This is a genomic window from Kitasatospora sp. NPDC101108, assembly GCF_055584725.1.
In genome coordinates this window covers 52,700-79,357 of record NZ_JBVJLM010000010.1, presented here as the reverse complement: position 1 = coordinate 79,357, position 26,658 = coordinate 52,700, and the positions used below count along the sequence as shown (strand labels likewise).

The 26,658-nt window shown below is 74.6% G+C and carries 22 protein-coding genes and 1 pseudogene; 12 read left to right on the top strand and 11 right to left on the bottom strand.

Annotated elements, in window-relative coordinates; all coding sequences use genetic code 11:
- Positions 1-15: 15 nt before the first annotated feature.
- The 5 genes from ACZ6Z8_RS22075 to ACZ6Z8_RS22055 all read right to left on the bottom strand — a co-directional run bounded on the left by ACZ6Z8_RS22075 (position 16) and on the right by ACZ6Z8_RS22055 (position 5,630).
- On the bottom strand, positions 16-795 hold the full coding sequence (locus ACZ6Z8_RS22075; protein ID WP_465611758.1) for a cyclase family protein: 780 nt from the start codon (positions 793-795) through the stop codon (positions 16-18).
- Between the two features lie 5 nt (positions 796-800).
- The gene (locus ACZ6Z8_RS22070) at positions 801-2,054 is read right to left on the bottom strand and encodes an FAD-dependent monooxygenase (protein ID WP_465611757.1); all 1,254 of its coding nucleotides are present in this window, start codon (positions 2,052-2,054) and stop codon (positions 801-803) included.
- Positions 2,055-2,097: 43 nt separating this feature from the next.
- Positions 2,098-3,345, bottom strand: coding sequence for a ketosynthase chain-length factor (locus ACZ6Z8_RS22065; RefSeq protein WP_465611756.1), 1,248 nt, complete (start codon positions 3,343-3,345; stop codon positions 2,098-2,100).
- Complete coding sequence (locus ACZ6Z8_RS22060) at positions 3,342-4,607, bottom strand: beta-ketoacyl-[acyl-carrier-protein] synthase family protein (protein WP_465611755.1); 1,266 nt, start codon at positions 4,605-4,607, stop codon at positions 3,342-3,344. Before ACZ6Z8_RS22060 ends, ACZ6Z8_RS22065 begins: the two co-directional genes overlap by 4 nt.
- Before the next feature lie 219 nt (positions 4,608-4,826).
- Positions 4,827-5,630, bottom strand: a complete 804-nt coding sequence (locus tag ACZ6Z8_RS22055) for an AfsR/SARP family transcriptional regulator (RefSeq protein ID WP_465611754.1) — start codon at positions 5,628-5,630, stop codon at positions 4,827-4,829.
- A 425-nt stretch (positions 5,631-6,055) separates the two neighbouring features.
- Here ACZ6Z8_RS22055 and fabG point away from each other — a divergent pair, with 425 nt between their 5' ends.
- From fabG to ACZ6Z8_RS22015, 8 genes and pseudogenes are all read left to right on the top strand, one after another.
- Positions 6,056-6,841 (top strand): 3-oxoacyl-ACP reductase FabG, encoded by a 786-nt coding sequence (gene fabG, locus ACZ6Z8_RS22050; protein WP_465611753.1) that lies wholly within the window; start codon positions 6,056-6,058, stop codon positions 6,839-6,841.
- Between the two features lie 80 nt (positions 6,842-6,921).
- Positions 6,922-7,839, top strand: a complete 918-nt coding sequence (locus ACZ6Z8_RS22045; protein ID WP_465611752.1) for an aromatase/cyclase — start codon at positions 6,922-6,924, stop codon at positions 7,837-7,839.
- Positions 7,832-9,742 (top strand): AMP-binding protein, encoded by a 1,911-nt coding sequence (locus ACZ6Z8_RS22040; RefSeq protein WP_465611751.1) that lies wholly within the window; start codon positions 7,832-7,834, stop codon positions 9,740-9,742. Before ACZ6Z8_RS22045 ends, ACZ6Z8_RS22040 begins: the two co-directional genes overlap by 8 nt.
- Entirely contained in the window at positions 9,739-10,506 is a 768-nt protein-coding gene (locus tag ACZ6Z8_RS22035) for an SDR family oxidoreductase (protein ID WP_465611750.1), read from the top strand. Before ACZ6Z8_RS22040 ends, ACZ6Z8_RS22035 begins: the two co-directional genes overlap by 4 nt.
- Positions 10,507-10,544: 38 nt before the next feature.
- Complete coding sequence (locus ACZ6Z8_RS22030; RefSeq protein WP_465611749.1) at positions 10,545-11,579, top strand: Gfo/Idh/MocA family protein; 1,035 nt, start codon at positions 10,545-10,547, stop codon at positions 11,577-11,579.
- A 45-nt stretch (positions 11,580-11,624) separates the two neighbouring features.
- The gene (locus ACZ6Z8_RS22025; protein ID WP_465611748.1) at positions 11,625-12,839 is read left to right on the top strand and encodes a nucleotide disphospho-sugar-binding domain-containing protein; all 1,215 of its coding nucleotides are present in this window, start codon (positions 11,625-11,627) and stop codon (positions 12,837-12,839) included.
- The gene (locus tag ACZ6Z8_RS22020) at positions 12,832-13,335 is read left to right on the top strand and encodes a PH domain-containing protein (RefSeq protein ID WP_465611747.1); all 504 of its coding nucleotides are present in this window, start codon (positions 12,832-12,834) and stop codon (positions 13,333-13,335) included. Before ACZ6Z8_RS22025 ends, ACZ6Z8_RS22020 begins: the two co-directional genes overlap by 8 nt.
- Before the next feature lie 53 nt (positions 13,336-13,388).
- Positions 13,389-14,675, top strand: a pseudogene (locus tag ACZ6Z8_RS22015) (PH domain-containing protein); the annotation flags it as partial.
- A 29-nt stretch (positions 14,676-14,704) separates the two neighbouring features.
- Here ACZ6Z8_RS22015 and ACZ6Z8_RS22010 read toward each other — a convergent pair.
- Both ACZ6Z8_RS22010 and ACZ6Z8_RS22005 read right to left on the bottom strand, forming a co-directional pair.
- Complete coding sequence (locus ACZ6Z8_RS22010; protein WP_465611746.1) at positions 14,705-15,994, bottom strand: nucleotide disphospho-sugar-binding domain-containing protein; 1,290 nt, start codon at positions 15,992-15,994, stop codon at positions 14,705-14,707.
- Positions 15,991-17,181 carry a nucleotide disphospho-sugar-binding domain-containing protein gene (locus ACZ6Z8_RS22005; RefSeq protein WP_465611745.1) on the bottom strand — a complete coding sequence of 397 codons (1,191 nt, stop codon included), beginning with the start codon at positions 17,179-17,181 and terminating at the stop codon, positions 15,991-15,993. The genes ACZ6Z8_RS22010 and ACZ6Z8_RS22005 overlap by 4 nt, the downstream gene beginning before the upstream one ends.
- A 140-nt stretch (positions 17,182-17,321) precedes the next feature.
- Between ACZ6Z8_RS22005 and ACZ6Z8_RS22000 the strand changes: the two genes are divergently transcribed.
- Entirely contained in the window at positions 17,322-18,446 is a 1,125-nt protein-coding gene (locus tag ACZ6Z8_RS22000; protein WP_465611744.1) for a polysaccharide pyruvyl transferase family protein, read from the top strand.
- A 28-nt stretch (positions 18,447-18,474) separates the two neighbouring features.
- Here the strand turns inward: ACZ6Z8_RS22000 and ACZ6Z8_RS21995 are convergent, their stop codons facing one another.
- The 4 genes from ACZ6Z8_RS21995 to ACZ6Z8_RS21980 are packed head-to-tail and all read right to left on the bottom strand — an operon-like array spanning position 18,475 to position 23,289.
- Positions 18,475-19,704: a nucleotide disphospho-sugar-binding domain-containing protein gene (locus ACZ6Z8_RS21995; protein ID WP_465611743.1), complete on the bottom strand. Its 1,230-nt coding sequence runs from the start codon at positions 19,702-19,704 to the stop codon at positions 18,475-18,477.
- A gap of 52 nt (positions 19,705-19,756) precedes the next feature.
- Entirely contained in the window at positions 19,757-20,575 is an 819-nt protein-coding gene (locus ACZ6Z8_RS21990) for an ABC transporter permease (RefSeq protein WP_465611742.1), read from the bottom strand.
- Positions 20,572-21,576, bottom strand: a complete 1,005-nt coding sequence (locus ACZ6Z8_RS21985; protein ID WP_465611741.1) for an ATP-binding cassette domain-containing protein — start codon at positions 21,574-21,576, stop codon at positions 20,572-20,574. The genes ACZ6Z8_RS21990 and ACZ6Z8_RS21985 overlap by 4 nt, the downstream gene beginning before the upstream one ends.
- Positions 21,577-21,612: 36 nt before the next feature.
- A complete protein-coding gene (locus ACZ6Z8_RS21980) occupies positions 21,613-23,289 on the bottom strand; it encodes an FAD-dependent oxidoreductase (protein WP_465611740.1) in 1,677 nt (558 codons plus the stop codon).
- Between the two features lie 116 nt (positions 23,290-23,405).
- On the opposite strand from ACZ6Z8_RS21980, the gene ACZ6Z8_RS21975 reads away from it, so the two are divergent.
- From ACZ6Z8_RS21975 to ACZ6Z8_RS21965, 3 genes are read left to right on the top strand one after another with little or no spacing between them, the layout of a single operon-like run.
- A complete protein-coding gene (locus tag ACZ6Z8_RS21975; RefSeq protein ID WP_465611739.1) occupies positions 23,406-24,437 on the top strand; it encodes a class I SAM-dependent methyltransferase in 1,032 nt (343 codons plus the stop codon).
- A 19-nt stretch (positions 24,438-24,456) separates the two neighbouring features.
- Positions 24,457-25,629: an acyl-CoA dehydrogenase family protein gene (locus ACZ6Z8_RS21970; RefSeq protein ID WP_465611738.1), complete on the top strand. Its 1,173-nt coding sequence runs from the start codon at positions 24,457-24,459 to the stop codon at positions 25,627-25,629.
- Positions 25,622-26,656 carry a methyltransferase gene (locus ACZ6Z8_RS21965; protein ID WP_465611737.1) on the top strand — a complete coding sequence of 345 codons (1,035 nt, stop codon included), beginning with the start codon at positions 25,622-25,624 and terminating at the stop codon, positions 26,654-26,656. Before ACZ6Z8_RS21970 ends, ACZ6Z8_RS21965 begins: the two co-directional genes overlap by 8 nt.
- Positions 26,657-26,658: the final 2 nt, after the last annotated feature.

Here is a 26,658-nt window from a genome sequence, read left to right as displayed (position 1 = left end):
GGCGCCGGGCCGGGGTCAGTCGTCGAGCAGGGCGACGGCCCTGGCCCAGCCGGCGCCCGAGCGGGCCAGTTTGACGGGCAGGCAGGACAGGCGGAAGCCGTGCGCCGCGGGCAGGGCGTCGAGGTTGTGCAGCCGCTCGATCTGGCAGTACTCGCGCCGGCGCCCGGCGAAGTGGGCGGGCCACAGCACGCCGGGGTCGGCGCTCTCCTGGTAGCGGCGGATCATGTCCCCGAAGGGCGCGTCGAGGCTGAAGGCGTCGGTGCCGATGACCTTCACGCCCAGGTCGAGCAGGAAGTCCACGGCCTCCCCGGTCAGTCCGGTGAAGTCGGTGAAGTAGCGCTGGGTGCCGGCGTGGCGCCAGGCCCCGGTGTGCAGGACCACGATGTCCAGCGGCCGCGGCCGGTGGCCGGCCCGGGCGATCGCCTTCTCCAGGACCGGCACGCCGACGGCCCCGGTGGGCTGGTCCCGCAGGTCGAGGACGACGGCGGGGCGCAGGAACCAGTCCAGGGGCAGTTCGTCGACGGTGCGCGGCTCGCCGTACTCGGTCACGGCCGCGGACCCGTAGTGGGCCGGGGCGTCCACGTGGGTGCCGGTGTGGCTGGTCAGGGTGAAGGTGTCCAGGGACAGCAGCTCGCCGCCCGGCAGCGCGGCCGGGTCGAAGTCGATTCCGAAGTGCTTCCTCATCTCGTCGGCCATGTGCCGGGCGCCCTCGGCGGGGGTGAGGATCCGGTGGACGACCGGGTCGGGCTCCCAGGCCTCGGCGTCGACCGGGCAGGAGAGATCGATGATGCGCATCGCGGTCAGGTCCCCGTTCTGGTGGGCTGGGCGTGGGTGAAGAGCTCGGTGCGCACCCGCACCGGGGTGCGGCCGTGGGCGATGCGCCGGGTGAGGAAGCCGCCCAGCGGCGTGCGGGAGACCAGCCGGGCGAGCACCGGGCGCACGGTGTCCGCCACCGGGTTCGGCCGGCCGAGCATGGCCTTGGACTGGGCGACCTGGAAGCGGAACACCGCCCCGACGTCGGCGGAGCGCAGCTCGGTGAAGCGGTCGAGCGCGCGGTCGTCCGGGACGGCGTCGCTCAGCGCGTCGAGCAGGACGGGGTGCAGCACGGCGGCGTCCTGCAGGGCCAGGTTGATGCCCTGGGCGCCGAGCGGGCTGTGGGTGTGCGCGGCGTCGCCGACGAGGACCAGCCCCTCGCGGACCCAGCTGGTGGCGCGGCCCGCGAAGACGTCCAGCAGCGACAGGTCGGACAGCGCGGTGAGCTGCTCCTCGACGAGGTCGGCGAAGCGGGGCAGGGCGCGGGCCAGTTCGCGCTTGACCGGCTCGATGCCGCGGGCGGTGACGGCCTTCCAGCCGCCGTGCGGCACGGTCCAGCCGATCTGCACCTGGTCGGGGTGGGAGCCGTACGACAGGAGGGCCTGCCCGTGGTGGCGGTGGACCCGCACCCGGTCGACGGCCACGCCCGGTGCCCGCAGCCTGAACCAGGCCACGTCCTGGTCGAAGACGTCCATCCGGCCGCCGTCGATGCCGGCGAGCCGTCTGGTCTTGGAGTACCGCCCGTCGGCGCCGACCACGACCCTGGCCCGTACGGTGCGGCGCCCGCCGGTGCCGTCGACCCCGGTCACGCCGGCGAACCGGCCGTTCTCGCGCAGGAGTTCGGTGACCCGGTGGCCGCCGAAGTACGCGAAGGACGGCAGGCTCCGGCAGGCGGCCAGCAGCTCCTCCAGGACGTGCGGCTGGGGGATGGCGAGCAGGTGGTCGAACGGCGGGTCCAGCCGGCGGTAGTCGATGTCCAGCAGGGTGCGGTCGCCGTCCAGGAGCTGGAAGCCGTCGTGGGGGCGGCAGCCGCGCGCGCGGGCCCCGGACAGCACGCCCAGCGCGTCGAGCACCGCCATGCCGCCGGGCTGCAGGATCTCGCCGCGGTACTCGCGGTGCAGGGCGGAGGAGCGTTCGAACAGGGCGACGTGCAGGCCGGAGCGCAGCAGCATCAGCGACAGCGCGAGGCCGGCCGGGCCCGCGCCGACCACGCACACGTCGGCGGGGTGGTGTTCCGTCATGGCGGCTCCAGGGGAGGGAGGGGCGGCGGGGCGGGGGCGGCGCTCAGCCGGCGGAACTCACCACGCAGGCGGAGTGGAAGCCGCCGCGGCCGCGGGCGAGGACCAGGACGTGGCGCAGCGCGGTCGGCCTGGGCGCGCCGACCACCAGGTCGAGGGTGTGCTCGGGCGCCGCCGTGGTGTGCACCGTGGGCGGTACCAGCTGGTCGCGCAGGGCCAGCAGGGCGCCCGCCAGGTCCAGTGCGCCGCTGCCGGCGGCGAGCCGGCCGGTCATGGTCTTGGGGGCGGTCACCGGGACGCCGTGGGGCCCGAACAGCTGCCGCAGGGCGTCGGCCTCCGCGCGGTCGGCCTCGGGCAGGGCGGCGGCGTCCGCGAAGACCGCGCCCACCTGCTCGGGGCCGATCCCGGCGTCGGCCAGGGCGTTCTCGGCGGCGCGCCGCAGCGTGTCCGCGCCGCCGGCCGGGTCGAAGGCGGCCGCGCAGCCGGTCACCGCGCCGTAGACGCGCGCGCCGCGGGCCCGGGCCGCCCGGGCGTCCTCCAGGACCAGCAGGGCCCCGCCCTCGCCGGCCACCTGGCCGCCGGGCCGCGCGGCGAACGGCCGGTAGGCGGCGTCGGGGCGGTCGTCGGCGCTCAGGTCGCCGCCGGCCAGCTGGGCCGTCCACCCCCACGGGCACAGGGCGGAGTCGACGCCGCCGCTGACCATCAGCGGGGTGCCCTTGCGCACGTGCCGGCGGGCCTGGGCGAGCGCGTCCAGGCCGCCGGCGTCGCCGCTGACGACCACGCCGCTGGGGCCGCGGAACTGGTGGCGGATGGAGATCTGGCCGCTGTTCACGGCGTAGAACCAGGCGAAGGACTGGTAGACGCTGACGTGGCTGCTGCCCTTGCTCCACAGCGCCTGCAACTCGCGCTGCCCGAACTCGAATCCGCCCGCCGAGCTGGCGGTCACGACGCCGGCCGCGTAGTCGGGCAGGGAGCCGGCGTCGATCCGGGCGTCGGCGAGGGCCTCGGCCGCCGCGAACAGGGCCAGCCTGGTCATCCGGTCGGTCTGCGGGAGCAGCCGGCTGGGCACGTTCGCCTCGTCGTCGAAGCCGGTCACCTCGCCGGCCAGCCGGGCGGGGTAGCCGCTCGCGTCGAAGCGGGTGATCGGGCCGATGCCGTTCTCGCCGCGCCGTACGGCCTGCCACCAGGCCTCGGTGCCCAGGCCGTTGGGGGCGACGACCCCGATCCCGGTGACCACGGGGGCGGTGGTCGCGGTCGGGGCGGCGGCCGGCGCGGCGGCGGTGCGGGCGCTCATCGGAGGGCCTTGCCGGGGGCGGCGAGCACCATCGCGCTCTGGAAGCCGCCGAACCCGCTGCCGACCGTGAGCACGGTGTCGACCCGCGCGCCGCGCGCCACCAGGGGGGTGTAGTCGAGGTCGCACTCGGGGTCGGGTTCGTGGAGGTTGGCGGTCGGGGGGATGAGGTTGTTCTCGATGGCGAGCGCGCAGGCGGCGATCTCCAGCGAGCCGATCGCGCCGAGCGAGTGGCCGATCATCGACTTGATGGAGCTCACCGGGGCGCGGTAGGCGTGCTCGCCCAGGGCGAGTTTGAAGGCGGCGGTCTCGTGGCGGTCGTTCTGCTTGGTGCCGGAGCCGTGCGCGTTGACGTAGTCGACGTCGCCCGGCTCGGCCCCGGCCTCGCGCATGGCGGTGCGGATCGCCTCGGCCATCTCCCTGCCGTCCGGCCGCAGGCCGGTCATGTGGAAGGCGTTGGCGCGGCTGGCGAAGCCGGTGATCTCCGCGTGGACGTGGGCGCCGCGCCGCAGGGCGTGGTCGAGTTCCTCCAGGACCAGGACGGCGGCGCCCTCGCCGAGGACGAAGCCGTTGCGGGTGCGGTCGAAGGGGCGCGAGGCGGTCGCGGCCTCGTCGTTGCGCGGCGAGGTGGCGCGGATCGCGTCGAAGCAGGCGACCGTGATGGGGGAGATCGGCGCCTCGGTCGCGCCGGTGACCATGACGTCCGCCGAGCCCTCGCGGATCAGTTCCACGGCGTGGCCCACCGCGTCGAGCCCCGAGGTGCACCCGGTGGAGATCAGCGACACCGGGCCCCGGGCCCCGACCCGCCGGGCCAGCGTCGCGGCCATCGAGCTGGGCACGAAGTAGTCGTGCAGCCACGGCACCGCCTTGGTGTGGTCGACCTCCCAGCGGCTGCCCCGCCCGCTGACCTCGGCGTACTCGCGGTCCAGGCCGGTGGTGCAGCCGACGGCGCTGCCGAGCGACACCCCCGTGCGCAGGGGGTCGAGCCCGGCGTCGAGCCCGCTGCCGCCGAGCGCCTCCTCGGCGGCGACCAGCGCGAACTGCGCGGCCCGGTCCAGCTGTTGGGCCTCCTCGGTGGTGAACCCGTGGGCCGCGGGGTCGAAGTCGCACTCGGCCGCGATGCGGGTGCGGAAGGCGGAGGCGTCGAACAGCGAGATGGGGCGGGTGGCGGTGCGTCCGTCGCTGAGCAGCGACCAGAACTCCTTGACGCCGATCCCCCCGGGCGCGATGACCCCCAGCCCGGTGATGACGACCCGCCGGCTCATGATGTGGTCTCCAAACTGATCTCTCCTGTGTTCGGTCGCGCGGCCCGCTCTCCCGGCGGTGGGGGGCTGGGGGCCTTCGCCGGGAGGGCGCGCGGCGCCGCCCGCCCGGCGAAGGCCGGGCGGGGGGCGGGCGGGGCGGGCGAGGGCGGCGACTTCCGTATGCCTGACGCCATCGTGGGCGTCACCGGTCGAGCGCCGTTCGAACGACCGTCCGGCGGGCTACCGGCGGGTCCCCAGGGACAGGACCTCGTGCTGCAGCTGCTGCAGCTCGGGGGAGGGGGCCAACCCGAGCTCCTGGTCCAGGATGTGACGCACCGTCTGGTACGCCTGCAGCGACTCGCTGCGCCGGCCGGAACGGCTCAGTGCCAGGATGAGCTTGCCGTGGAACCACTCGTTGAGCGGGTACTGCGCGACCAGCGACCGCAGTTCGGCGATGAGTTCGCGGTGGCTCCCCAACTGCAGGTCCGCCTCGATCCGCAGCTGGATCGCGTGGACGCGCTCCTCCTCCAGGTGGGCGACGCTGCCCTCCAGGAGCCGTCCCGGCGAGACATTCGCGAGAGCCGGCCCGCGCCACAGCTGGAGCGCCGACTGCAATGCCTGCGCGGCCTCGGAGGGCCGGTTCTCGCAGAGCAGCTGCCGGCCTTTCCTGGTGAGCCGGACGAAGTCGTCCAGGTCGGTTTGGCCGGGCCGGATCTGCAGGGCGTAGCCGGGCGGGCGGGTGATGAAGAGTTCGTCCGCGTGCCGGCCGATCTCGCGATTGAAGAGCCGGCGCAGATGATAGATGTACGTCTGCGCGGTGGTGATGGCGCTGCGCGGGGGATGTTCTCCCCAGAGTTCCTCGATGATGGAAGTCGTGTCGACCACGTGGTTCGCGCGCATAATCAGGAGCGCGAGGACACTGCGCACCTTCGGCGCACTCGGGGTGCAGCTGGAGTCGTGGTGACTGACCTCCAGGGGGCCGAGCACTCTGAACTTGAGGTCATGCAGCGGGTAGACGGCGTTCGCGGACTCTTTCAGAAGCATGCTCTTCCCCCGGGGAATCATTCTCTGAGTCTCTCGTTCCAGCCGGTGACGGCCCAGCTGGAAAGTTCGCGAAACTACTCCTTTGATAGTTCTTTACTTGTGGTTGAGATGCCCTTTGAATTCACGGGCCCGGGCATCCTGCGCGGTGGGGCGCGCGGTCGAGCCGGCCACTCCGAACTCGATCCCTCCCGCCCAGTACGGGAGTTGACTGATGTACTTCAACAGTACACGAGTTCCAGTAGAAGTCAGCAGGAACGCTAACGATCCTATAGCGGCTCTCGAACGGCGATCCGTTCCGCCAAAAAAACGGAGCAGCGGTTTCAGTCCCGCATTGGCGGGGGAAAGGGATTCCTTTCGCCGGGGCGTCCAGCCGCACTCGGTCGCGCATCGATCCTTGCTCGAAGCCCGATTGCCAGGCTCCCGGCATGACTAATGAACAGCGCCGGGTGGCCCTGGTCACCGGGGCCACCCGCGGCATCGGCCTGGCCGTGACCCGCGCACTGGCCGGTGCCGGTGCCCGGGTCTTCATCTGCGCCCGCGACGGCGGCGCCGTGGCCGAGACGGTGGACCAACTGGCCGGTGAGGGGCTGGAGGTGGACGGCGCCGCCTGCGACGTGCGCTCGCGCGAGGAGGTGGCGGCCCTGGTCCGCCGCGCGGTCGAGCGGTTCGGCCCCGTCGACATCCTCGTCAACAACGCCGGCCGCAACGGCGGCGGCGTCACCGCCGACCTGACGGACGAGATCTGGTACGACGTCATCGAGACCAACCTCAACAGCGTCTTCCTGGTCACCCGGGAGGTGCTGAACGCGGGCGGGCTGCGGGACAGGTCCTGGGGCCGGATCATCAACATCGCCTCCACCGGCGGCAAGCAGGGCGTGGTCCTGGGCGCCCCCTACTCGGCCTCCAAGCACGGCGTCATCGGCTTCACCAAGGCGCTCGGCAACGAGCTGGCCAAGACCGGCATCACCGTCAACGCCGTGTGCCCCGGCTACGTCGAGACCCCGATGGCGCAGCGGGTCCGGGCCGGCTACGCGGACCACTGGGGGGTCACCGAGGACGAGGTGCTCAGCCGCTTCGAGGCGAAGATCCCCCTCGGCCGCTACAGCACCCCCGAGGAGGTGGCGGCCCTGGTCGCCTACCTGACCGCGGAGGCCGCCGCGCCGATCACCGCACAGGCGCTCAACGTCTGCGGCGGGCTGGGCAACTACTGACCGGACGAGCCCCCGCTCCGGCGAACACGAGGGAAAGAGGAACGGTGTCACAGCCGAAGACGCACTTCGCGGAACACACGGTGCCGGTCGCAGCGCCGGCCGACGTCACGTACGACCTGCTCGCCGATGTCACGGGCTGGCCACGGCTGTTCGGGCCCACCGTGCACGCCGAGCGCGAACCGGCCGGCGAGGGCCGGGAACGGATCCGGCTCTGGGCGCTGGCCAACGGCAAGGTGCGGACCTGGACCTCGCGCCGCGAACTCGACCGGGCGCAGCGCCGGATCGCCTTCCGCCAGGAGGTCTCCCAGCCCCCGGTGGCCACGATGGGCGGCACCTGGCGGGTCACCCCCGGCCCCGACGGGACCTGCACCGTGGTCCTCACCCACGACTTCGCGGCCGTGGACGACGACCCGGACGGGCTGGACTGGATCGAGACGGCCGTCGACCGCAACAGCCTCGCCGAACTCGCCTCGCTGAAGGCCGCCGCCGAGGCGCACCGCGAGGCGGAAGACCTGGTCCTCACCTTCGAGGACGCCGTCACCGTCGACGGCCCCGCCGACGAGGTCTACTCCTTCATCGCGCGCTGCGACCTGTGGCCCCAACGGCTGCCGCACGTCTCCCGGCTGGGCCTGACCGAGACCGTGCCGGGCCTGCAGCTGATGTCCATGGACACCCGCGCCCCGGACGGCACCGTGCACACCACGGAATCGGTGCGGGTCTGCTTCGAGCCCGCCCGCATCGTCTACAAGCAGACCAGGGTGCCGCCCCTCATGACGGCCCACACCGGCGAGTGGACCTTCCGCCGCACCGAGGACGGGCTGGTGCGCGCCGCCTCCCGGCACACGGTGGCCATCAACCCCCGCACCGTACCGGACCTGCTGGGCCCCCGGGCGAGCGTCGCGGACGCGCGCGCGGCCGTGCGCAAGGCGCTGGGGACCAACAGCCTGGCCACCCTCAACCTCGCCAAGGCCCACGTCGAGGGGGGCACCCGTGCCTGAACCGGGCGCGGCCCGCGCCACGGCGCCCGCCGGGCCGCCGCACCGCCTGGACGGTCTGCTCACGCGGGCCGCCCGCCGCCACGGGGACCGCACGGCCGTGCGCGGCGACCACACGGAGCTCACCTTCCGCGAGCTCGACGAGGCCGCCACCCGCTGCGCGGGCGCGGTGCGCTCCGCGCTGGGCGCGCCCGGCGCCCCGGTCGCCCTGGCCTCGCCGCTGGACCCGGCCTTCGCCGTCGCCTTCCACGGGATCGTGCGCAGCGGCAACGTCGTCGTCCCGGTGAACCCGCTGCTGCGCGCGGGCGAACTGCGGCACCTGCTGGGCGTCTCCCGGGCCCGGCTGGCCGTCGTGACCCCGGCGATCCTCGCCGAGCTGGAGTCGGTGCGCGACGAACTGCCCGACCTGGTCGCCACCCTCGTGGTGGGCGACGAGTGGCCGGACGCGCCGGGGACCGACGTGCAGCGGACCGACGGCCGGCGGACGGACGGGCAGGGGCCGGACGGGGAGCCCGGCGAGCCGGCGCCACCGGACGATGTCGCCTGCCTGCAGTTCACCAGCGGCACCACCGGCCCGCCGAAGGCCGCCGTCCTCACCCACCGCAACCTGCTGGTGAACGCCGCCCAGGTCGCCGAGGCCCACCACCTGGACGCCGACTCGGTGGTGCTCAACCACCTGCCCAAGTACCACCTGATGCACCTGAACTCCGCCCTGCACGCCGGCGCGACCCAGGTGCTGTGCACGCACGGCGACCCCGCCGAGGCCGTCCGGGCGGCCAACCGCCACCGGGCCACGCACTACTACAGCATCCCGATGCGCCTGATCCGCCTGGCGGCCGACCCCCGGCTGCCCGAACTGCGCCTCACCAGCACCCGGATGATCGCCTCCGGCGGCGCGGCGCTGCCCGCCGACGCCGCCGAGGTCCTGCGCCGCCACTTCGGCGTCCCCGTCTTCCAGGGGTACGGGCTCGCCGAGACCTCGCCGCTGACCCACTCCGACGGCCCGCTGCACCCGCGCCCCGGATCGGTGGGACCGGTGGTCCGCGGCACCGAGTGCCGGATCGTCACCCCCGGCACCACCACCGCCCTGCCGCCCGGCCGGCGCGGCGAGGTCCAGGTCCGCGGCCCCCAGGTGATGCGCGGCTACCTGCGCGGCCGGTCCCCGCTGGACCCCGAGGGCTGGCTGTCCACCGGGGACGTCGGCCACCTCGACCAGGACGGCTACCTCTTCCTGGTCGACCGGATCAAGGACGTCTTCAAGTGCGACAACTACCTGGTGTCGCCCTCGGAGGTGGAGAAGGAACTGCGCGCCCACCCGGACGTCGCGGACTGCGCCGTCTTCGACGTCCCCGACCCGGTCAGCGGCGCCGTCGCCGCGGCCCTGGTGGTGCTGCGCGACCCGGCCGCCGCCACGGACGCCGTCCTGGCCGCCGTCAACGCCCGGCTCCCGTACTACCAGCACGTGCGCGCCGCCCAGGCGGTGGAGGCCGTCCCCCGCTCGGCCAACGGCAAGATCCAGCGCAGGGACCTGCGCGAGCGCTTCATCCACCGGCGGGACGCCGTCCCGCCCCACCACGGAGGTACCGCAGTGACCGGATCGGACCGCACGGCCGTCGCCGTCACCACGTTCACCGTCAAGGCCGACCCGGCCGAGTTCGAGCAGGCCTTCAAGGAGCACGCCGAGTTCATGCGCCGCCAACCCGGCTTCCAGCGCGCCCAGATGATCCGCTCCGCACGCACCCCCGAGGTCTACGTCAACATCGGCTGGTGGCAGGACACCGCCGCCTACCTCGCCGTGCTCCAGTCCGAGGAGTTCCGCGGACACCTGGGCCGCTTCGCGCAACTGGCCGACGTCGAACCCCAGATGGGCCAGGTGCTGCTCGCCCTCGAACCGGGGCAGGCGTGAGCGGGCCCGGCGGCGGCAGCACACTGGGCCTGGAGGGCCGGGTCGCCCTGGTCACCGGCGCCACCCGGGGCCTCGGACTGGCCATCGCCCGCAAACTGTGCGCCTGCGGCTGCGACGTGGTGCTCAACTACCGGCACGACGACGCCCGGGCCGCGCAGGCCCTCGACTCCCTGGCCGGGCTCAAGGGCACCGCCACCGCCGTCCGGGCCGACCTGCGCGAGCGCACGGCCGTCCCCGACCTGCTGGAAGCGGTGCGCCGCGAACACGGCCGGCTCGACCTCCTGGTGCACAACGCCGCCAGCTGGACACCGATGAGCACGGCCGCCGCCGACCTCGACGCCCTGCGCGACGACCTGGCCGTGGCCCTCGAACCCCTGCTCACCGCCGCCCCGCTGCTGCCCGCCCTGATGGGCGAGCACGGCCGCGTGATCGCCGTGTCCAGCTCCGGCGCCCACCGGGTGGTCCCCCGGTACGTCAGCCTGGGCACGGCCAAGGCCGCCCTGGAGGCCCTGGTGCGCTACCTGGCCGTCGAACTCGGCCCGCACGGCATCGCCGTCAACGCGGTCTCCACCGCCAAGCTGGACAAGGGACCGGGCACCACCGACAACGAGGCGGCCGCCGCACTGGCCAGGAGGACCCCGGCCGGCCGGCTCACCGTCCCCGCCGACATCGCCGACATCGTGGCCCTGCTGTGCACCGACGAGGCCCACTGGCTGCGCGGCCAGATCGTCACGGCGGACGGCGGCTTCGGACTCGGAACCTAGGCACGCCCCCAGGACAACGACAGGAAGGCGAAGGGCAGATGGACGGACAGCCGACCGGAACGCACCCGCACGAGAACCGGGACCGCGCACCCGCCAGGACGCTCGGCCTCGGCGTCATCGGCTGCGCGAGCATCGCCTGGCGGCGCACCCTGCCCGCCGCCGCCGCCGAACCACTGGTGCGCCTGGTCGCGGTGGCCAGCCGGGAACCGGACAAGGCCGACCGCTTCGCCGAACACTTCGGCTGCCGCGCCGTGCACGGCTACGAGCACCTGCTCGCCGACGACGACATCGACGCCGTGTACATCCCACTGCCCGCGGCCCTGCACGCCCACTGGATCGAAGCCGCCCTGCGCGCGGGCAAACACGTCCTCGCCGAGAAACCCCTCGCCACGGACGCCGACACCGCCGAGCGGCTGGTCGCCCTGGCCCGCTCGCGGGGACTGCTCCTGGTGGAGAACTACATGTTCACCCACCACGGCCAGCACGAACAGGTCCGCAAACTGCTCGCCGACGGCACCATCGGCGAACTGCGCGCGTTCTCCGCCGCCTTCACCATCCCCCGCCTGCCGCCCGAGGACATCCGCAACCGGCGCGAACTCGGCGGCGGAGCCCTCCTCGACGTGGCCGGCTACCCGATCCGGGCCGCCGAACTCTTCCTCGGCGACGGCCTCCAGGTCGCCGGCGCCGTACTGCGCCACGACCCGGGCACGACACTCGACACCACCGGCGCGGCCCTGCTGCGCACCCCCGACGGCCGCACCGCCCAACTCACCTTCGGCATCGACAACGCCTACCGCTGCTCGTACGAACTCTGGGGCAGCAGCGGCCGGATCACCCTCGACCGGGCCTTCACCCCACCCCCCGACCACCGGCCGGTGGCCCGCGTCGAACTGCCGGACCGCGTCGAGGAACACCCGCTCGCCGCGGACGACCAGTTCGCCCGGGTGGTGGGCGCCTTCGCCCGGGCCGCCCTGGACGGCGCCGACGACCTGCCGCCCGGCAACGGCCACCGCATGGACGACATCGTGCCGCACGCCCGGCTCGTCGACACCGTCCGACGCCTCGGCTCCTGACCGCCCGGCCCGGCCCGCCCCACCACCCGACCCTGGAGAACCCGCATGCGCGTCCTGTTCACCACCTACGCCGCCCGACCGCACTTCTACCCGATGGTGCCGCTCGCCTGGGCATGCCTGAACGCCGGGCACGAGGTGCGCTTCGCCAGCACCCCCTCGCTGATGGACACCGTCCACGAGTCGGGCCTGCCGGGCGTCTCGGTCGGCCGGGACATCGACGCCGACTCCTGGTACCGGGCCGGGACCTTCGTCCCCAAGCCCGCCGCCGAGGACGAACCGGACAACGCCGTCTGGATGCGGGTCACCGACCAGCTGGCCGCCAAGCAGTTCAGCGTGTGCGAGCACATGGTCGACGGCCTCGTCGACTACGCCCGCACCTGGCGGCCCGACCTCATCGTGCACGACCCCGTGACCTTCGCCGGCCCGGTCGCCGGACAGGTCCTCGGCATCCCCACCGTCAGCCACCTGTACGGCCTGGCCCGCCTGCTGAGGCTCGACATCAAGGACTGGGTGGGCACCCAGCACCGCACCGGCTACCTGGACCTGTTCACCCGCTGGGGAGTCGAACCGCTGCTGGACCCCGAGGCCTGGATCGACCCCTGCCCCGCCACCCTGCGCTGGCCCGGCCAGCGGGAGATCAACCGCGTACCGATGCGCTACATCCCCTACAACGGCCCCGGCACCGAACCCGACTGGCTGCGCGCCCGACCCGACCGCCCCCGGGTCCTGGTCTCCTGGGGCACCTCCCAGCAGAAGAAACTCGGAACCGGCATCATCGAACTCTTCGGCGACATCGCCCGCAGCGTCGCCACCCTCGACGCCGAGGTGATCCTCACCGTCGGCGCCACGGAACCCGGACACCGCCGCCACCTCGGCCAACTGCCCGACAACGTGCGGACGGTCGACTGGGTGCCGCTGAGCACCCTGATCCAGAGCTGCGCGGCCATCGTGCACACCGGCGGCACCGGCATGATGATGACCGCCGCCGCCCACGGCGTACCCCAACTGGGCATCACCAAGATCCCCGAGGGCCGCTTCAACGTCGAGCGCCTGGTCGCCGTGGACGCCGGACGGCACCTGCCCCAGGACACGGTCGACCACCAGGCCGTACGCGACCACGTGGCCGCACTCCTCACCGACGCCACCTACCGCGAGGGCACCCGGAAACTGCGCCAGGACATCGAGCAACAGCCGCTGCCCGCCGCCGTCGTACCCCTGCTGGAGGACATCGCGGCCAAGGCCGGGACGGCCCATGGCTGAGCAGAGCACCCCCCGGCTGCGCCCGCCCGAGCACCGCGTCGACCCGCGCGCCGTCGCCTACTGGACCGTCCGCGCCGCCACCGGCTGGCTGGCCGTGCTCGCGGCCGAAGCCCTCTGGCTCGCCCTCGACGACGGCACCCGGGCCACCGCACACCTGTGGGCCCTCGCCGCCACCACCCTCGCCGCGGTGCTCCACAGCACCGTCATGCCCCGGTGGCGCTACCGGGTCCACCGCTGGGAGAGCGCACCCCAGGCCCTCTACACCCAGACCGGATGGGCCGTGCAGGACCGCCGGATCGCCCCCCTCTCACGGATCCAGACCATCGACAGCACCCGCGGCCCGCTGGAACAGCTCTTCCGCCTCACCAACGTCACCGTCACCACCGCCTCCGCGGCGGGACCGCTGACCATCCAAGGACTCGGCGAGGAAACCGCCCGGCGGATCGTCGCGGAACTCACCGAACGCGTCCGCACCACGAAGGACGATGCCACGTGAGCACCGACCGGCCCCGCGAACCCCTCTCCTCCTGGCACCGGCTGCACCCCAGGATGCTGCTGGTCCACCCCCTGCACGAACTCCTGCGCGCCCTGCCGCTGCTGGTGGCGACCCTGGTGATCGGAGCCACCACCGGCAGCGGCCAGAAGTGGTCGCTGCTCGCCACCGCCGGCGCCGTCCTGCTGGGCCCCGCCCGCTGGTACACCACCGAGTTCCGGATCGCCGACGGCCAGGTGCAACTGCGCCGCGGCCTCCTGCAGCGCCGGCTGACCAGGGTCCCCCTGGACCGGATCCGCACCGTCGACGTCACCGCGCACCCGCTGCACCGCCTCCTGGGCCTCGCCCGGGTCGAGATCGGCACCGGCAGCCGCGAACCCAAGCGCGAGGACCGGCTCGAACTGGACGCCCTGAGCACCGCCCAGGCCGCCCGGCTGCGCTCACAGCTGTTCCCCCGCGCGGCCCGGCCCACCGACCACACCGAACTCGTCCGGGCCCACACCCAGTGGATGCGCTACGCACCGCTGAACGTCGGCGGCCCGGTCCTGCTCGGCCTGTGCGCCGCCGTCCTGCACGAAGCCCGCCTCGACCACTGGCTCACCGGCCCCGCCCACACCCTCGCCCACCGGCTCAGCGGCCCCCACCCCTGGACCGGCCTGCTGGAGGCCACCGCGGCCGCCCTGCTGGCCACCACCGCGGCCTCCACCGCCTTCTACGTCGTGATGTTCGGCGACTTCCGGCTGCTCCGCCTGCCCGACGCCACCCTGCAGACCACCCACGGCCTGCTCACCGCACGCACCGTCACCCTCAAGGAACGCCAGATCCGCGGCGTGGAGATCGCCCAGACACTACCGGTGCGCGCCGTCGGCGGAGCCCGCTGCCTCGCCCTCACCAGCGGCCTGCGCGGCCGGCGCGGCGGAGCCCTGCTCGTCCCCTCCGCACCGGCGGCCGTGGTGCGCCGCGTCGCCGCCGACGTGCTGCGTACCCCGGCCCCGGTGGACTGCCCCCTCACGCCCCACCCGCGCCCGGCCCGGCGCCGGCGGACGGTGCGGGCGGCGGCCGCGAGCACGGCCGCCGCCGCGCTGTTCGCCGCGGCCGCCGCCACCCACCTGGTCCCGACCTGGCCGTGGCCACTGGTGCTCGCGCTGTTCCCGCTCGCGGCGCTGACGGCCGCCGACGGGTACCGCGGCCTCGGCCACGCGGTGTCCGGGCGCCACCTGGTCGGCCGCTCGGGGGTGCTGGTCCGGCGGCGCTGGGCGCTGTCGCGGGAGGGGATCGTGGGCGTACGGCTGCGCTCCTCGCCGTTCCAGCGGCGGGCCCACCTCGTCACCCTGACCGCCACCACCGCCGCCGGCCGCGGCCGCTGCCGGCTCTACGACCTCGGCGCCCAGGACGCCGTGACCCTGGTGCGGGAGGTGCTGCCGGGACTGCTCGACCCGTTCCTGGAACCACCGGCGATCCCCTCCAGCACGGACACCAGCTCCGCGGGCGCGGGCTGAGCCGCCACCTCCTCGGCGAGCAGGCGCGCCCGGGCCCGGTGCTCCGGCCCCTCCAGCAGCAGCCCGGCCGCGGCCCGCAGGGCCTGCGGATCGGTCGCCGCCGCGCCCTCCAGGACCCGGCCCACCCCGCCGCGCTCAAGGCCCCGGGCGCAGTCGAGCAGCGCCGGGTGCTCCGGCGGCAGCAGCAGCTGGGGCACCCCGCGGGCGCAGGCGGTCATCGCCGTCCCGGTGCCCCCGTGGTGCACCACGAGGTCGCAGCGGGCGAACAGGGCGTCCAGCGGGGCCCGTTCGACCACCCGGATCCACTCGGGCAGCGGCCCGAGCGCGGCCCGCACCCGCCGCGGCACGGCCATCACCACCTCGTGGCCCGACCACGGCCGCAGCGCCTCGCCGATCGCCCCCAGCCGCGCCAGCAGGTCCCCGCCGGTGACGAAGTCGGCGCCCGCCACGGCGGCCCGGCTGCCGAACACCCCGAAGCCGACGAAGATCCGGCGTGCGGAGCCCGGCGCGTGCACCCAGTCCGGCACCGGCTGCGGCCCGTTGTAGGGCACGAAGCGCATCGGCCGCACCACCGCGGCCGGGTCGAGCCGCAGGCTCGGCGGGCAGGGGTCCAGGACGGCCGCCGGCGCCGGGATCCCCCCGGCCAGGCCGAGCCCGGCCGCCAGCTCCCCGAGGATGCCGCGGGCCCGGGTGATCGCCTCGGCACTCATCGAGTCCGGGCCGCCCCACCGGTGGACGACCACCGGGACGCCCAGCACCGCCCCGGTGAGCAGCCCGGCGAACTCGATCGGGTCGCACAGCACCACGTCCGGCCGCCAGGCGCGGGCGGCCGCCAGATAGCCGTCGACCACCCGCGCGACCCGCACCTGCCAGGGGTGCCCGCCGCAGGCCCAGCGGTGCCCGGCGAAGCCCCGCAGCTGCTCCTCCGCCAGGACCCCGGCCATCCGCGGCAGCGCCGGCTCGTCGACGGCCGGCCCCCCGGAGGGCGGAGCCACCTCCAGCTCGTCGACCTCGGCCGCGCACAGCCCGGCCCGTTCGGCGGCCCGGGCCACCTCGGCGCGCCCGGCGACCAGCACCTCGTGCCCGGCCGCGCGGGCGGCCCACGCCAGCGGCACCATGCACAGCAGGTGGCTCGGGGCCAGGGCGGTGACCAGGATCCTCATCGCGCCGCCCGGCCTTCCTGGAGCCGCTCCAACTCGGCGGCCAGCGCGGCCGGTTCCGGCAACGCGGCGATCTCCTCGGCCAGCTTGCGCGCGGTCGCCGCGTAGGAGGGGGTCTCCAGCAGCTCGCGCACCGCCTCCCGCACCGCCGCCGGGTCGTCCTGGGCGTCCGGGTCGGTGATCTCCCTGGCCAGCCCGTGGTCCCGCAGCCGGGCGGCCCACAGCGACTCGTTGCCGATCTGCGGCAGGACCAGCTGGGGCAGCCCGAACGCGCACGCGGTGAGCGAGGTGCCGGTGCCGCCGTGGTGCACGATGGCCGCGCCGGAGTCCAGGAACAGGTTGAGCGGAACCGGCTCGACCACCTTCGTCGCCCCTCCCACCGGCCCCAGGTCGCCGTGGTAGGCCGCCGGCAGCGTCACCACCGCGCTGACCCCGGGCAGCGCCTCCAGGGCGTCGACCACCGAGCGGAACAGCGGGACGCCGTTGAGGGCCGCGGTCAGCCCGCCCAGGCTCACCACCACCCGGCGCTCCCCGGCCGGCTCCGCGACCCACCGCGGCAGGGTCCCGGCCCCGTTGTACGGGACGTAGCGCAGCGAGCGCACCGGGGCCCGCCCGCCGGCCGGTTCGGGGCCGCGCAGCGAGGGCGGGCAGGAGTCCAGCACCAGGTCCGGGCCGGGCAGTTCACCGCTCAGACCGTGCCGGGCGAACCGGGCGCCGAGCATCTGCCGGGCCATCTCCAGCGGCTGCTCGCCCAACGGGTCGATGTCCCAGCGGTGGTGCACCACGGGAACGCCGAGCACCCCGCCGACCAGCAGGGCGCTGAACTCCATCGGGTCGCTGACGACCAGGTCCGGCCGCCACCGCGAGGCGAACTCCAGGTACTGCTTCATCAGGTAGCGGGCATGCATGATCCACGGCATGACGAGCGTGAACGGGGACGCGTCCGTGGTCTGCGCGCGCCCGGCCTGGTTGGGCCGCTTCCCGGCGGGCAGCCGGGCGGTGAGCGCCTCGACGGCGTCGAAGCGGTCGCCGACCTCGACCGCGGACAGCCCGGCGGCCAGCGCGGCCTCGACGACGTCCGGCTGCCCCAGGACCAGCACCTCGTGACCGCGGCTGCGCAGTGCCCACGCCAGCGGGACCATCGGGGTGAAGTGACTGGATACCGGTGTGGCCATGAACAGCACCCGCATGGGGCCTCCTCGTCGGTCCGGACGGGCGGCCCCCGGGCCGCCCGTTTCGGCGACCAGTGTCGGGGCGCCCGTTCGACGCGCGTTCAAGGGCGGACCTCCCCTCGACGGGGGTTCGAAGGCCCTGTGGCGGGATGGGCCCCATGGTGAACGCAGACAGCGCCGGCTACTACCTCGTCAGCCCGGCAGGAATCCCCAACTACGGCGACGAGTTGATCGCCGCCACCTGGCTCAGGCACCTCGCGCGCGTCGCCCCGGACGTGGACGTGGTCCTCGACTGCATCGGCCCCGAGGCCGCCGAGGAGCGGCTGCGCGCCCTCCACCCCCGGGTGCGCTTCCACAACGCGCTGTGGCAGCTGTGCGTGACCCACTGGTCGCCCGAGCCGGCCAGGACCGCGGTCGCCGTGGCCGCCGCGGTCGCCGCCGCCGGCGCAGGCGGCGGGCTCGGCGCGCTGCGCCGGGCCCGGGTGGTGCACCTGCTCGGCGGCGGGTTCATCAACGACATCTGGGCGCCGTTCGCCGGCCTGCTGGCCGGGATCACCACCGCCGTGCGGCACTCCGGCGGCCTCGCCGCCATGACGGGCCAGGGCCTGTACCCGCCGGCCGGCGGCGACGCCGCCCTGATCCGCTCCCTGACGGACGGCTTCGCCGTCGTCGACGTCCGGGACGAGGCCTCCGCCCGGCTCCTCGGCGCCGGGCCCGGCACGTGCACCGCCGACGACGTCTTCCTCGGCTTCGGCCCGCACCTGCTCGACACCCGCGACGAGGTCCCCGAGGTGATGGTCAGTCTGCAGTCGCTGCTCTCCGACACCGGCCCGGACGAGCTGGCCGCGTTCGCGGCCAAGACCGTGCGCGAGTGGGGCGCGCAGCGCGTCGGCCTGCTGGAGTGCGCCCCGGACCAGGACGGCGAGGTGCTCCGGGCCGCCCGGGCGGCGCTGCCCGGCGCGCGCCTCTACACCCTGGCCGAGGTGATGGCCCACGGGCTGCCGGCCCGCCCCGGCCAGGCGTGGCTGACCACCCGCTTCCACCCGCACCTGGTCGCCGCGGCGGCGGGGGCCAGCGGGGCGGCGGTCAGCATCAAGCGCGACTACTACGGGACCAAGCACCGCTCGCTGACGGCCGTCGGGTCCAACTGGGAGCTGCTGGAGGCCCTGGAGGTCCCGGTCCGCCCCGGCGCCGGCGGCTACCGGCCCGAGGCGCTGGCCCGGCTGACGGCCGCCAAGCGGGCCGTCGCGGACCGGATCTACCCCGGCCCGGCGGCCCGCTGACGCCCCCGCAGGGGAGCGGTCCCGGCGGTCAGCACAGCCGGGCCAGCGACTCCAGGTCGGGGACCAGGGCGCTGGGCGCCGGGGCCTGCCGGATCTCGGCCCGCAGGGCCAGCGCCGCCCCGGCGTACCCGGGGTCCTCCAGCAGGACGGTGACCGCCTCCCGGACCTGGGCCGCGGTGGCGGTCAGGCCCTCCAGCGGGATCACCGATCCGGTGCGCGCCAGCCGGCGGCTGAACACGATCTGGTCCGAGGCGAGCGCCAGCGCCAGCTGCGGCACGCCCGCCACCGCCCCGTTCATCAGGCTGTTGTCGCTGCCGTGGTGGATCAGCGCGTCGCTGGCGGCCAGCAGCAGGTCCAGCGGGAAGTCCTGCAGGACCCGCACCCCCTCCGGCAACCCGCCCAGCGCGCCCACCTGTTGCGGCGAGGCGGTGAGCACCACCTCGGCACCGGCGTCGACCGCCGCCCGCACCGCCTCGCGCAGCGCCGGCACCTCCGGCCCGTAGATCCCGGTCGCCGACCGGCCCCACACCACGCACACCCGCGGGCGCCCGCGCGGCTCGTGGGCCCAGCCGGGCAGCTCGCCCGGCCCGTTGTACGGCACGAACCGCACCGGCAGCCGGGCGGCGGCCCCCAGCGGGGGAACGGCCGACTCGGGCGAGGGGTCGATCACATGGGTGATGTCCTCCCGGGCCCAGCCCTCGACGCCGGGCCGCGCCAGGTTGTTCACCATGTCCAGCAGCGCCAGGTCCAGGCCGAGTTCCTCGTCGGCCGTGCCGAACAGCCCCGGCGCGCAGTACACGCTCGGCACCCCCGCCTCCCGCGCCACCAGCGCGCCCTCCTCGGCGAGGACGTCGTGGCACACCAGGTGCGGGCGCCAGGCCCGGGTGAACTCCGCCGTCCGCTCGTAGGCGGCCAGCACCGTCCCCGCGTACTCCTCCGAGAACCGCTTCTGCGCGGTGACCACGTCGAACTCGGCCAGGTCCGAGACGCGGTGGCCGGTGACCGGGTGCAGCGGCAACCCGGGCAGGCGGGTGCGCCCCTCGGCGACCTGCGCGTACAGGTTGAGCCGGGACATGTACATCATGTCGGGGCTGTCGATCACCGGCACCGGGACCAGGCCGGCCCGCGCGATCGTGCCGGCCTGCTCCCGGGAGCACACCACCCGCACGTCGTGCCCGGCCGCCTGCAGGGCCCATCCCAGGGGGACCATGCAGAAGTAGTGGCCGGCCCAGTTCGACGTCGTGAACAGAATCCGCATCGTCGTCTCCCTAACCGTTCGGTAGTCGTGAGAGGCCGCTCCGGTGCGCCGGTCAGCGGCGCTTGGCGATGCCCCGCAGCGCGATCGGGGCGAACAGCAGGCCCACCGCCAGGGAGGAGAGCAGGGTGTAGAGCACCGGGCGGCCGACCTCGCCGCCCAGCAGGATGCCGCGCTCCGCGGTGCCCAGCCAGGTCACCGGGTTGAGCTTGACGAACGCCTCCAGCCAGCCCGGCATGGTCTTGGGGTCCGCGAACGCGCCGCTGATGAAGGCCATCGGGATGGTGCACAGGAAGGAGAGCATCTGCACCGTCTCCACCGAGCGCACCGACAGGCCGATGGCCATCGCCAGCCAGGCCAGGCCGAAGGAGAACGCGGCCAGCAGCAGCACGGCGTAACCGAGGTTCCACCAGTGCGTCTCGATCCGGAAGCCCAGCGCGAACCCGACGGCGAGCACCAGGACCAGCGACCACATCTGCAGCAGCAGGTCCCCGCAGTAACGGGCGAGCAGCGGCGCCATGCGGGCGATCGGCATGGACCGGAAGCGGTCGAACACGCCGCGGCCGACGTCCCCGAAGAGCGCGGGAGCCCCGGCCATGGTCGCGAAGACCGCGTTGTAGCCCATGATCCCGGGCACCTCGTACTGCAGGTAGGCGTGGCTGGAGCCGGCCATCTGCCCGCCGTAGATGTAGGTGGACAGCAGCAGGAACAGGATCGGCTGGATGCCGAGCAGGAACAGCGGCTCGGGGTTGTGGCGGACCTGGGTGATGATGCGCCAGGTGAGCGCCGAGGTGTGGCGGAAGAGCCGGATCGGGCCCATCCGGCGCACCTGCAGGTCGAGGCCGGCGGCGGGGCCGGACAGGGTCGCGCTCATGCGGCGGGCTCCTTGCTGTTCGTCGCGGCGGCCAGGTCGGCCACCGTGCGCTCGTCGGCGTCGTCGGTCGCTTCCCCGGCGGGGTCGCCGAGGATGCTCAGGAAGGCCTCGTCCAGGCTGGGCCGGCGCAGACCGGCCTCGTCCACCTCCAGGCCCGCGTCCGCGAGGCGGTTGAGCACCGCCGACAGGAGCGCGCCGTCGGCGGAGCGGATCACCAGGGTGCCGTCCTCCTCGACCACGCCGGGCGCCACCGGCCGGGCCGCCGCCGCGGCGGCGGCCAGCTCCTCCGGCCGGCTCGGCCGCACCACCAGGGTGCGGTCGCCGACCTGGTCCTTGAGCGCCTCGGCGGTGCCCCGCGCCGCCTCCCGCCCCTTGTTGATCACCAGGAGCTCGTCGGCCAGCTGGTCCGCCTCCTCCAGGTACTGGGTGGTGAGCAGCACCGCGGTGCCCTCGGACGCCAGCCGGCGCACGGCCTGCCACAGCTCGAAGCGGCTCTTGGGGTCGAGGCCGGTGGTGGGCTCGTCGAGGAACAGCACCCGGGGACGGCCCACCAGGCTCGCCGCCAGGTCGAGCCGGCGGCGCATGCCGCCCGAGTACGTGCGGGCCGTGCGCCTGGCCGCCTCGGTCAGCCCGAAGGTCTCCAGCAGCTCCGCCGCCCGCCGCTTGGACTCGGCCCGGCCCATCTCCAGCAGCCGCGCGATCAGCACCAGGTTCTCGGTGCCGGTCAGGTTCTCGTCGACCGCCGCGTACTGGCCGGTCAGCGCGATCAGCTGACGCACCCGCGCGGCGTCCTTGACCACGTCGTAGCCGTGGATGAGCGCCCGCCCGCCGTCCGGCCTGGCCAGGGTGGCGAGGATGCGCACCGCGGTGGTCTTGCCCGAGCCGTTGGGCCCCAGCAGGCCCAGGATCTGGCCCGACCTGAGCTGCATGTCGATGCCCGCGAGGGCCGTGACCTCGCCGAAGCGCTTCGCGAGCCCCTCGGCGAGCAGTGCCTCCGTCATGACTGTCCCTTCTCCGGTGGTGTACGGCCCCACGCTCTACCGCGCGCCTGACAGGCCGCTGATACCGCGCTGATACGGCAGGGCGGGCCCGTCGGGCAGGCCCAGGACCCGGGCGAGCACGGTGCTCAGCGTCCGGTGCGGCGAGGTGACCAGATCGTCCGGGGCGCGCCAGCAGACGAAGCCGTCCGGCCGCACCAGGACCGCGCCGCTGTCCGTGATCCCGTGGGCGGCGCCGAAACCGCCCGGCCCGTCCAGCAGTTCCTCGCCGATCCGGTGCACCCGCACCCCCAGCCGCGGCGCCAGCCGCCGCCCCGCGGCGGCCCACCGCCCGCCCTCCACCCCGCACAGCAGCACGAAGGCGTCCCGGTAGAGGTCGAGCGTGGACAGCTCCACGCCCCCGCGCACCAGCGGGTGGTGCGGGGCGCGGCTGCCCGGCTCCCCGGTCAGGTCCAGCGACGGCGCCGGCGGCTCGCCCGCGTGCTCCTCGGCGACGACCGCCGCCGAGCGGTAGCGGTGGCCGAGCACCGCCGCGAGCGGCTGCGGCGCGGGCCCGGACGAACGCACCGGCTCGCCCGAACGCCGGCTCAGCTGCTGGCGCACGGACTGCTCGCAGGCCGACAGCGCGACCGGGCGCCGCTCCTGCTCGTAGGTGTCCAGGAGCCGCTCGTCGGCGGCGCCGCGCAGCACGGCCGCCAGCTTCCAGGCGAGGTTGTGCGCGTCCTGGATGCCGGTGTTCCCGCCCAGCCCGCCGGCCGGCGCCATCACGTGGGCGGCGTCGCCGGCCAGCAGCACCCGCCCCGCCCGGTAGCGGTCGGCCGTCCGGGAGCAGAGCTCCCAGGTCTGCACCGGCGCCGGGCAACCGGAGCCGGTGGACGCGGCGAGCCCGAGCAGCTCCGGGTCGAGGTCCGCCACCCCCGTGGCCGCGCGGATCAGCTCCACACAGCGCTCCACACCGAAGTCCTCGGCCCGCTCGCCGGCCCCCGGCCGGTAGGGCACCATCAGGACCCAGCGCTGCGGGTGGTCCAGCCGCGTCAGCATGGTGTTGGGCCGCGGCCGGTCGAGGTAGCACACCGCCAGCCGCCGGCCCCGCAGCGGCCCCGAGAGGTCCGCCCGGAACGGGATGTTCACGTAGTGGGCGATGCTGCCCACCCCGCTCGTGCCGATGCCCAGCGCGTCCCGGATCCCCGAACGGTGGCCGTCGGCGGCCACCAGGTACTGCGCCCGCACCGTGCGCCGCGTGCCGCGCGCCAGGTCACACAGCCGCACCTCGACACCGGCGCCGTCCTGCTCGAACGACTCCAGCCGGGTGGAGAACCGCAGCTCGGCCCCCAGCCGCCGCGCCTGCTCCCGCAGCACCGGCTCCACCGCGTTCTGGTCGATCATCAGCGGCAGCGTCGGACTGAGCCGGCCCACGGACTCGGGCGCCGTGCGCACCGCGTGGAAGGACTGCGGGCCCGACAGGTCCTCCGCCCGCGCGATCTCCGGCAGGTCGCGCAGGACCGACGGCGGCGCCGCCCGCAGCGCCGCCTCCACCCCGGCCGCGCGCAGCACCTCCATGCTCCGCAGGTTCAGCCCGCGCCCGCGCAACTGGGGCGACGGACCGTCGTGCTTCTCCACCAGCAGGGCCCGCACACCCTGCCCGGCCAGGAACAGCGCCGTGGACAGGCCCACCAGCCCGCCACCGGCGATCACCACCGAGACTTCGCCATCCATTGCTGAATCCCATTGCTCCAGAGGTCATTGGGCACAGCGTGACCGGCACTGTTCGAACGTCCCTCGAAGTCCCGCCACGACCATGGGCTGACCGCGACCAGTCACGGAAGGTAGCCATGACCAACACCGAAGCGCCCCGGGTCGACACACGCCAGCTGCACGACATCGCCCGCGGCTACGTGAAGACCGCGCTCCTGCGCACCGCCTTCGAGCTCCGGCTCTTCGACCCGCTCGCCGACGGGCCGCTGACCGCCGACCAGCTCGCCGCCCACACCCGGGTGGACCGGCGCGGCCTGCGCATCGTGCTCGACGCGCTGGCCGCGATCGGCCTGCTGCACGCCCGGGACGGCCGCTACGCCCTCCCGCAGGGCGAGTCCGAACTCCTGCTCAGCACCAGCCCCCGCTACTTCGGCGGCGCGCTGAAGCTCGGCGCGAGCGACTGGGAGTGGGACGCCCAGAAGCACCTGATCGACGCGGTCCGGCACGGCGGCACCGTCGCCCCCACCCACGCGCTCACCCCCGAGTTCGACTACTGGACCGAGTTCGCCACCAGCACGACCTGGTTCAACAACGGCGCCGCCGAGCTGATGACCGAGCAGCTGCTGCCCTGGGCCGCGCAGCGCGAGAGCGTCGACGTGCTGGACATCGCCTGCAGCCACGGCAGCTACGGCTTCACCTTCGCCCAGCGCGAGCCGCGCGCCACCATCACCGGCCTGGACTGGCCCAACGTCCTGGAGATCACCCGCCGCCACGCCGAACGCCTCGGCCTGGCCGACCGGTTCAGGACCATCGCCGGGGACATGTTCAAGACCCCGCTCGGCGGCCCGTACGACATCGTGATGCTCACCAACGTGCTGCACCACTTCTCCCCGGAGGAGTCCACCGAACTGCTGCGGCGCGTGGCACCCGCCGTCAAGCCGGGCGGCCGGATCGCCGTCGTCGGCCACACCACCGACGCCCACGACACCCCGCACACCAACCCGCTGCCGTACATGTTCTCGGTGATCATGCTGGTGCAGACGCACCGCGGCGAGACCCACTCCGTCGACACCTACCGGCGGATGCTCACCGACGCCGGCTTCGCCAACGTCACCGACCACTCCAGCGAGGCCGCCATGCACCGGCTCTTCCTCGCCGATCGGATCTGAACCGGAGGGAGAGCCCCCCTTGAAGCCGGACACCGGCCCATCCAGCACCCTCGCGGCGGCCGCCTCCGTCGCGCGGACCGTCGTCGCACCACTCGCCCAACAGGCCGACCGCGAGCGCCGACTGGATCCCAAGGCGGTCCACGCCCTCACCAGCGCCGGATTCCCCCGGCACTTCGTGCCGCGCCGCTTCGGCGGCACGGCCGGCACCTTCACCGACCTCCTCGGCGCGGTCACCGAGCTCTCCAAGGGGTGCGCCGCCGCCGGCTGGTGCGCCTCCCTGTTCGCCGGGCACGCCCGGCTCGCGGCCTACCTGCCGGCCCGGGGACAGCAGGAGGTGTGGCGGGACGGCCCCGACGCCCGGATCTCCGCCGGATTCGTGCCCAGCGGCACCGTCCGCCGCACCGGGGACACCTGGATCCTGAGCGGCGCGTGGAACTTCATCAGCGGAGCGGACTTCGCCGACTGGGTGCTGCTGTCGGCCTGGGAACCCGGCGGCGAGGGCAAACGCCTGCGCTTCTTCGCGGTGCCGCGCGCCGACTGCGCCCTGGAGGACACCTGGTTCTCCGTCGGGCTGCGCGGCACGGGCAGCCGCAGCCTCGTCCTGGACGGGGTCGAGGTGCCGCAGCACCGCACCCTCGCCCAGTCCGTCCTGCTGGCCGGAACCGCCCCCGAGACGGAGCCGGCCGGCTGCCACGCCGTGCCCTTCCGGCTCGTCAACGGCCTCACCATGGTCACCCCGGCGCTCGGCGCCGGCCTCGGCGCACTGGAGTCCTGGACGCAGTGGATCGCCGGCAAGACCGAGGTGCTGATGGGCCGCACGGTCCGGGCGGGGGAGAAGGCGTCGGTGCGCTCCGCACTGGCCCGCGCCTCCTTCGAACTCGACGCGGCCGCCCTGGTGCTCGCCCGCATCGCGGCCCAGGCCGACGCCGGCGCCGCGGCGCAGGCCGTCCCCCGCAACCACCGGGACTTCGCCCTCGTGGCCGCGACGCTGACCAAGGCCGTCGACCGGCTCCAGCGCGAGAGCGGCGCCCGCGGCCAACTGGAGGGCGGCCCCACCGAACGCGCCTGGCGCGACGTCCACGCCGCCGCCGCCCACGCCGCCCTGCAGTTCGAGAGCAACGCCGACGTGTACGCCCGCCACGCCTTCGCCGCGTACCGGCCCACCACCACGGAGGGGACGTCCCATGGCTGAACCCCAGCCCGCCACGGCACCGTTGAGGCTGCACGCCCTGGCCTACAGCCTCGGCGTCACCGCCGCCGTCACCGCCGCCGCCCGGCTGGAACTGGCCGACGCGCTCGGCGAGGAGCCGATGACCGTCGCCGCCCTCGCCACGGCCGTCGGCGCCAAGGAGGAACCGCTCGGCCAGCTCCTGCGCGCCCTCGCCTGCCACGGCGTCTTCCAGGAGACGCCACCGGGCCGCTACACCCACACCGAACTCTCCCGGCTGCTGCGCGCCAACGCGCCGGGCGGGCGCCGCGCGATGGCCCTGCTCGCCGGGGCACCCTTCGCCTGGCGCATCTGGGAACGGCTGGACACCGCCGTACGCACCGGCCGCAGCGTCTTCCCGGACCTGTACGGCACCACCCTGTTCACCCACCTCCACGAGGAGGAACCCGAGCTGGGCGCCCTCTTCGACCAGGCGATGGCCAAGTCCGGCGTGGCCACCGCGGCGGCCGTGGCCGAGGTGCTCGACCTGACCGGCACCCACACGGTCGCCGACATCGGCGGCGGCCGCGGCACCCTGCTCAAGGTCCTGCTGGAGCGCCGGCCCGCGCTGAACGGGGTGCTGTTCGAACTGGAGCCGGTGGCGGCCGGCGCGGACCCCGCCCTGCGCGACGGCGGGGAACTGGCCGCGCGCTGCAAGGTGGTGGCCGGCGACTGCCACGTCGACGTCCCGGTCAAGGCCGACACCTACCTGCTCAAGGGCGTGGTGCACATGTGGGACGACGAGACCGCCGTCGCCGCGCTGCGCACGCTCGCCCGCAGCGCCCCGCCCGGCGCCCGGGTGGTCCTGATCGAACAGGTGCTGGACGCCACCGCGACGCCGGAGATCGCCACGGTGATGAACCTGCTCATGCTCGTCAGCCAGGGCGGCCGGGAACGCACCGGCGACGAGTTCCGCGAGCTGTTCGAACGCGCCGGGCTGCACTTCCACGGCATCACCGCGACCGGCAGCGTGGTGCACCTGGTCGAGGGGTCCGTCCCCGCCGCCCCCTGACC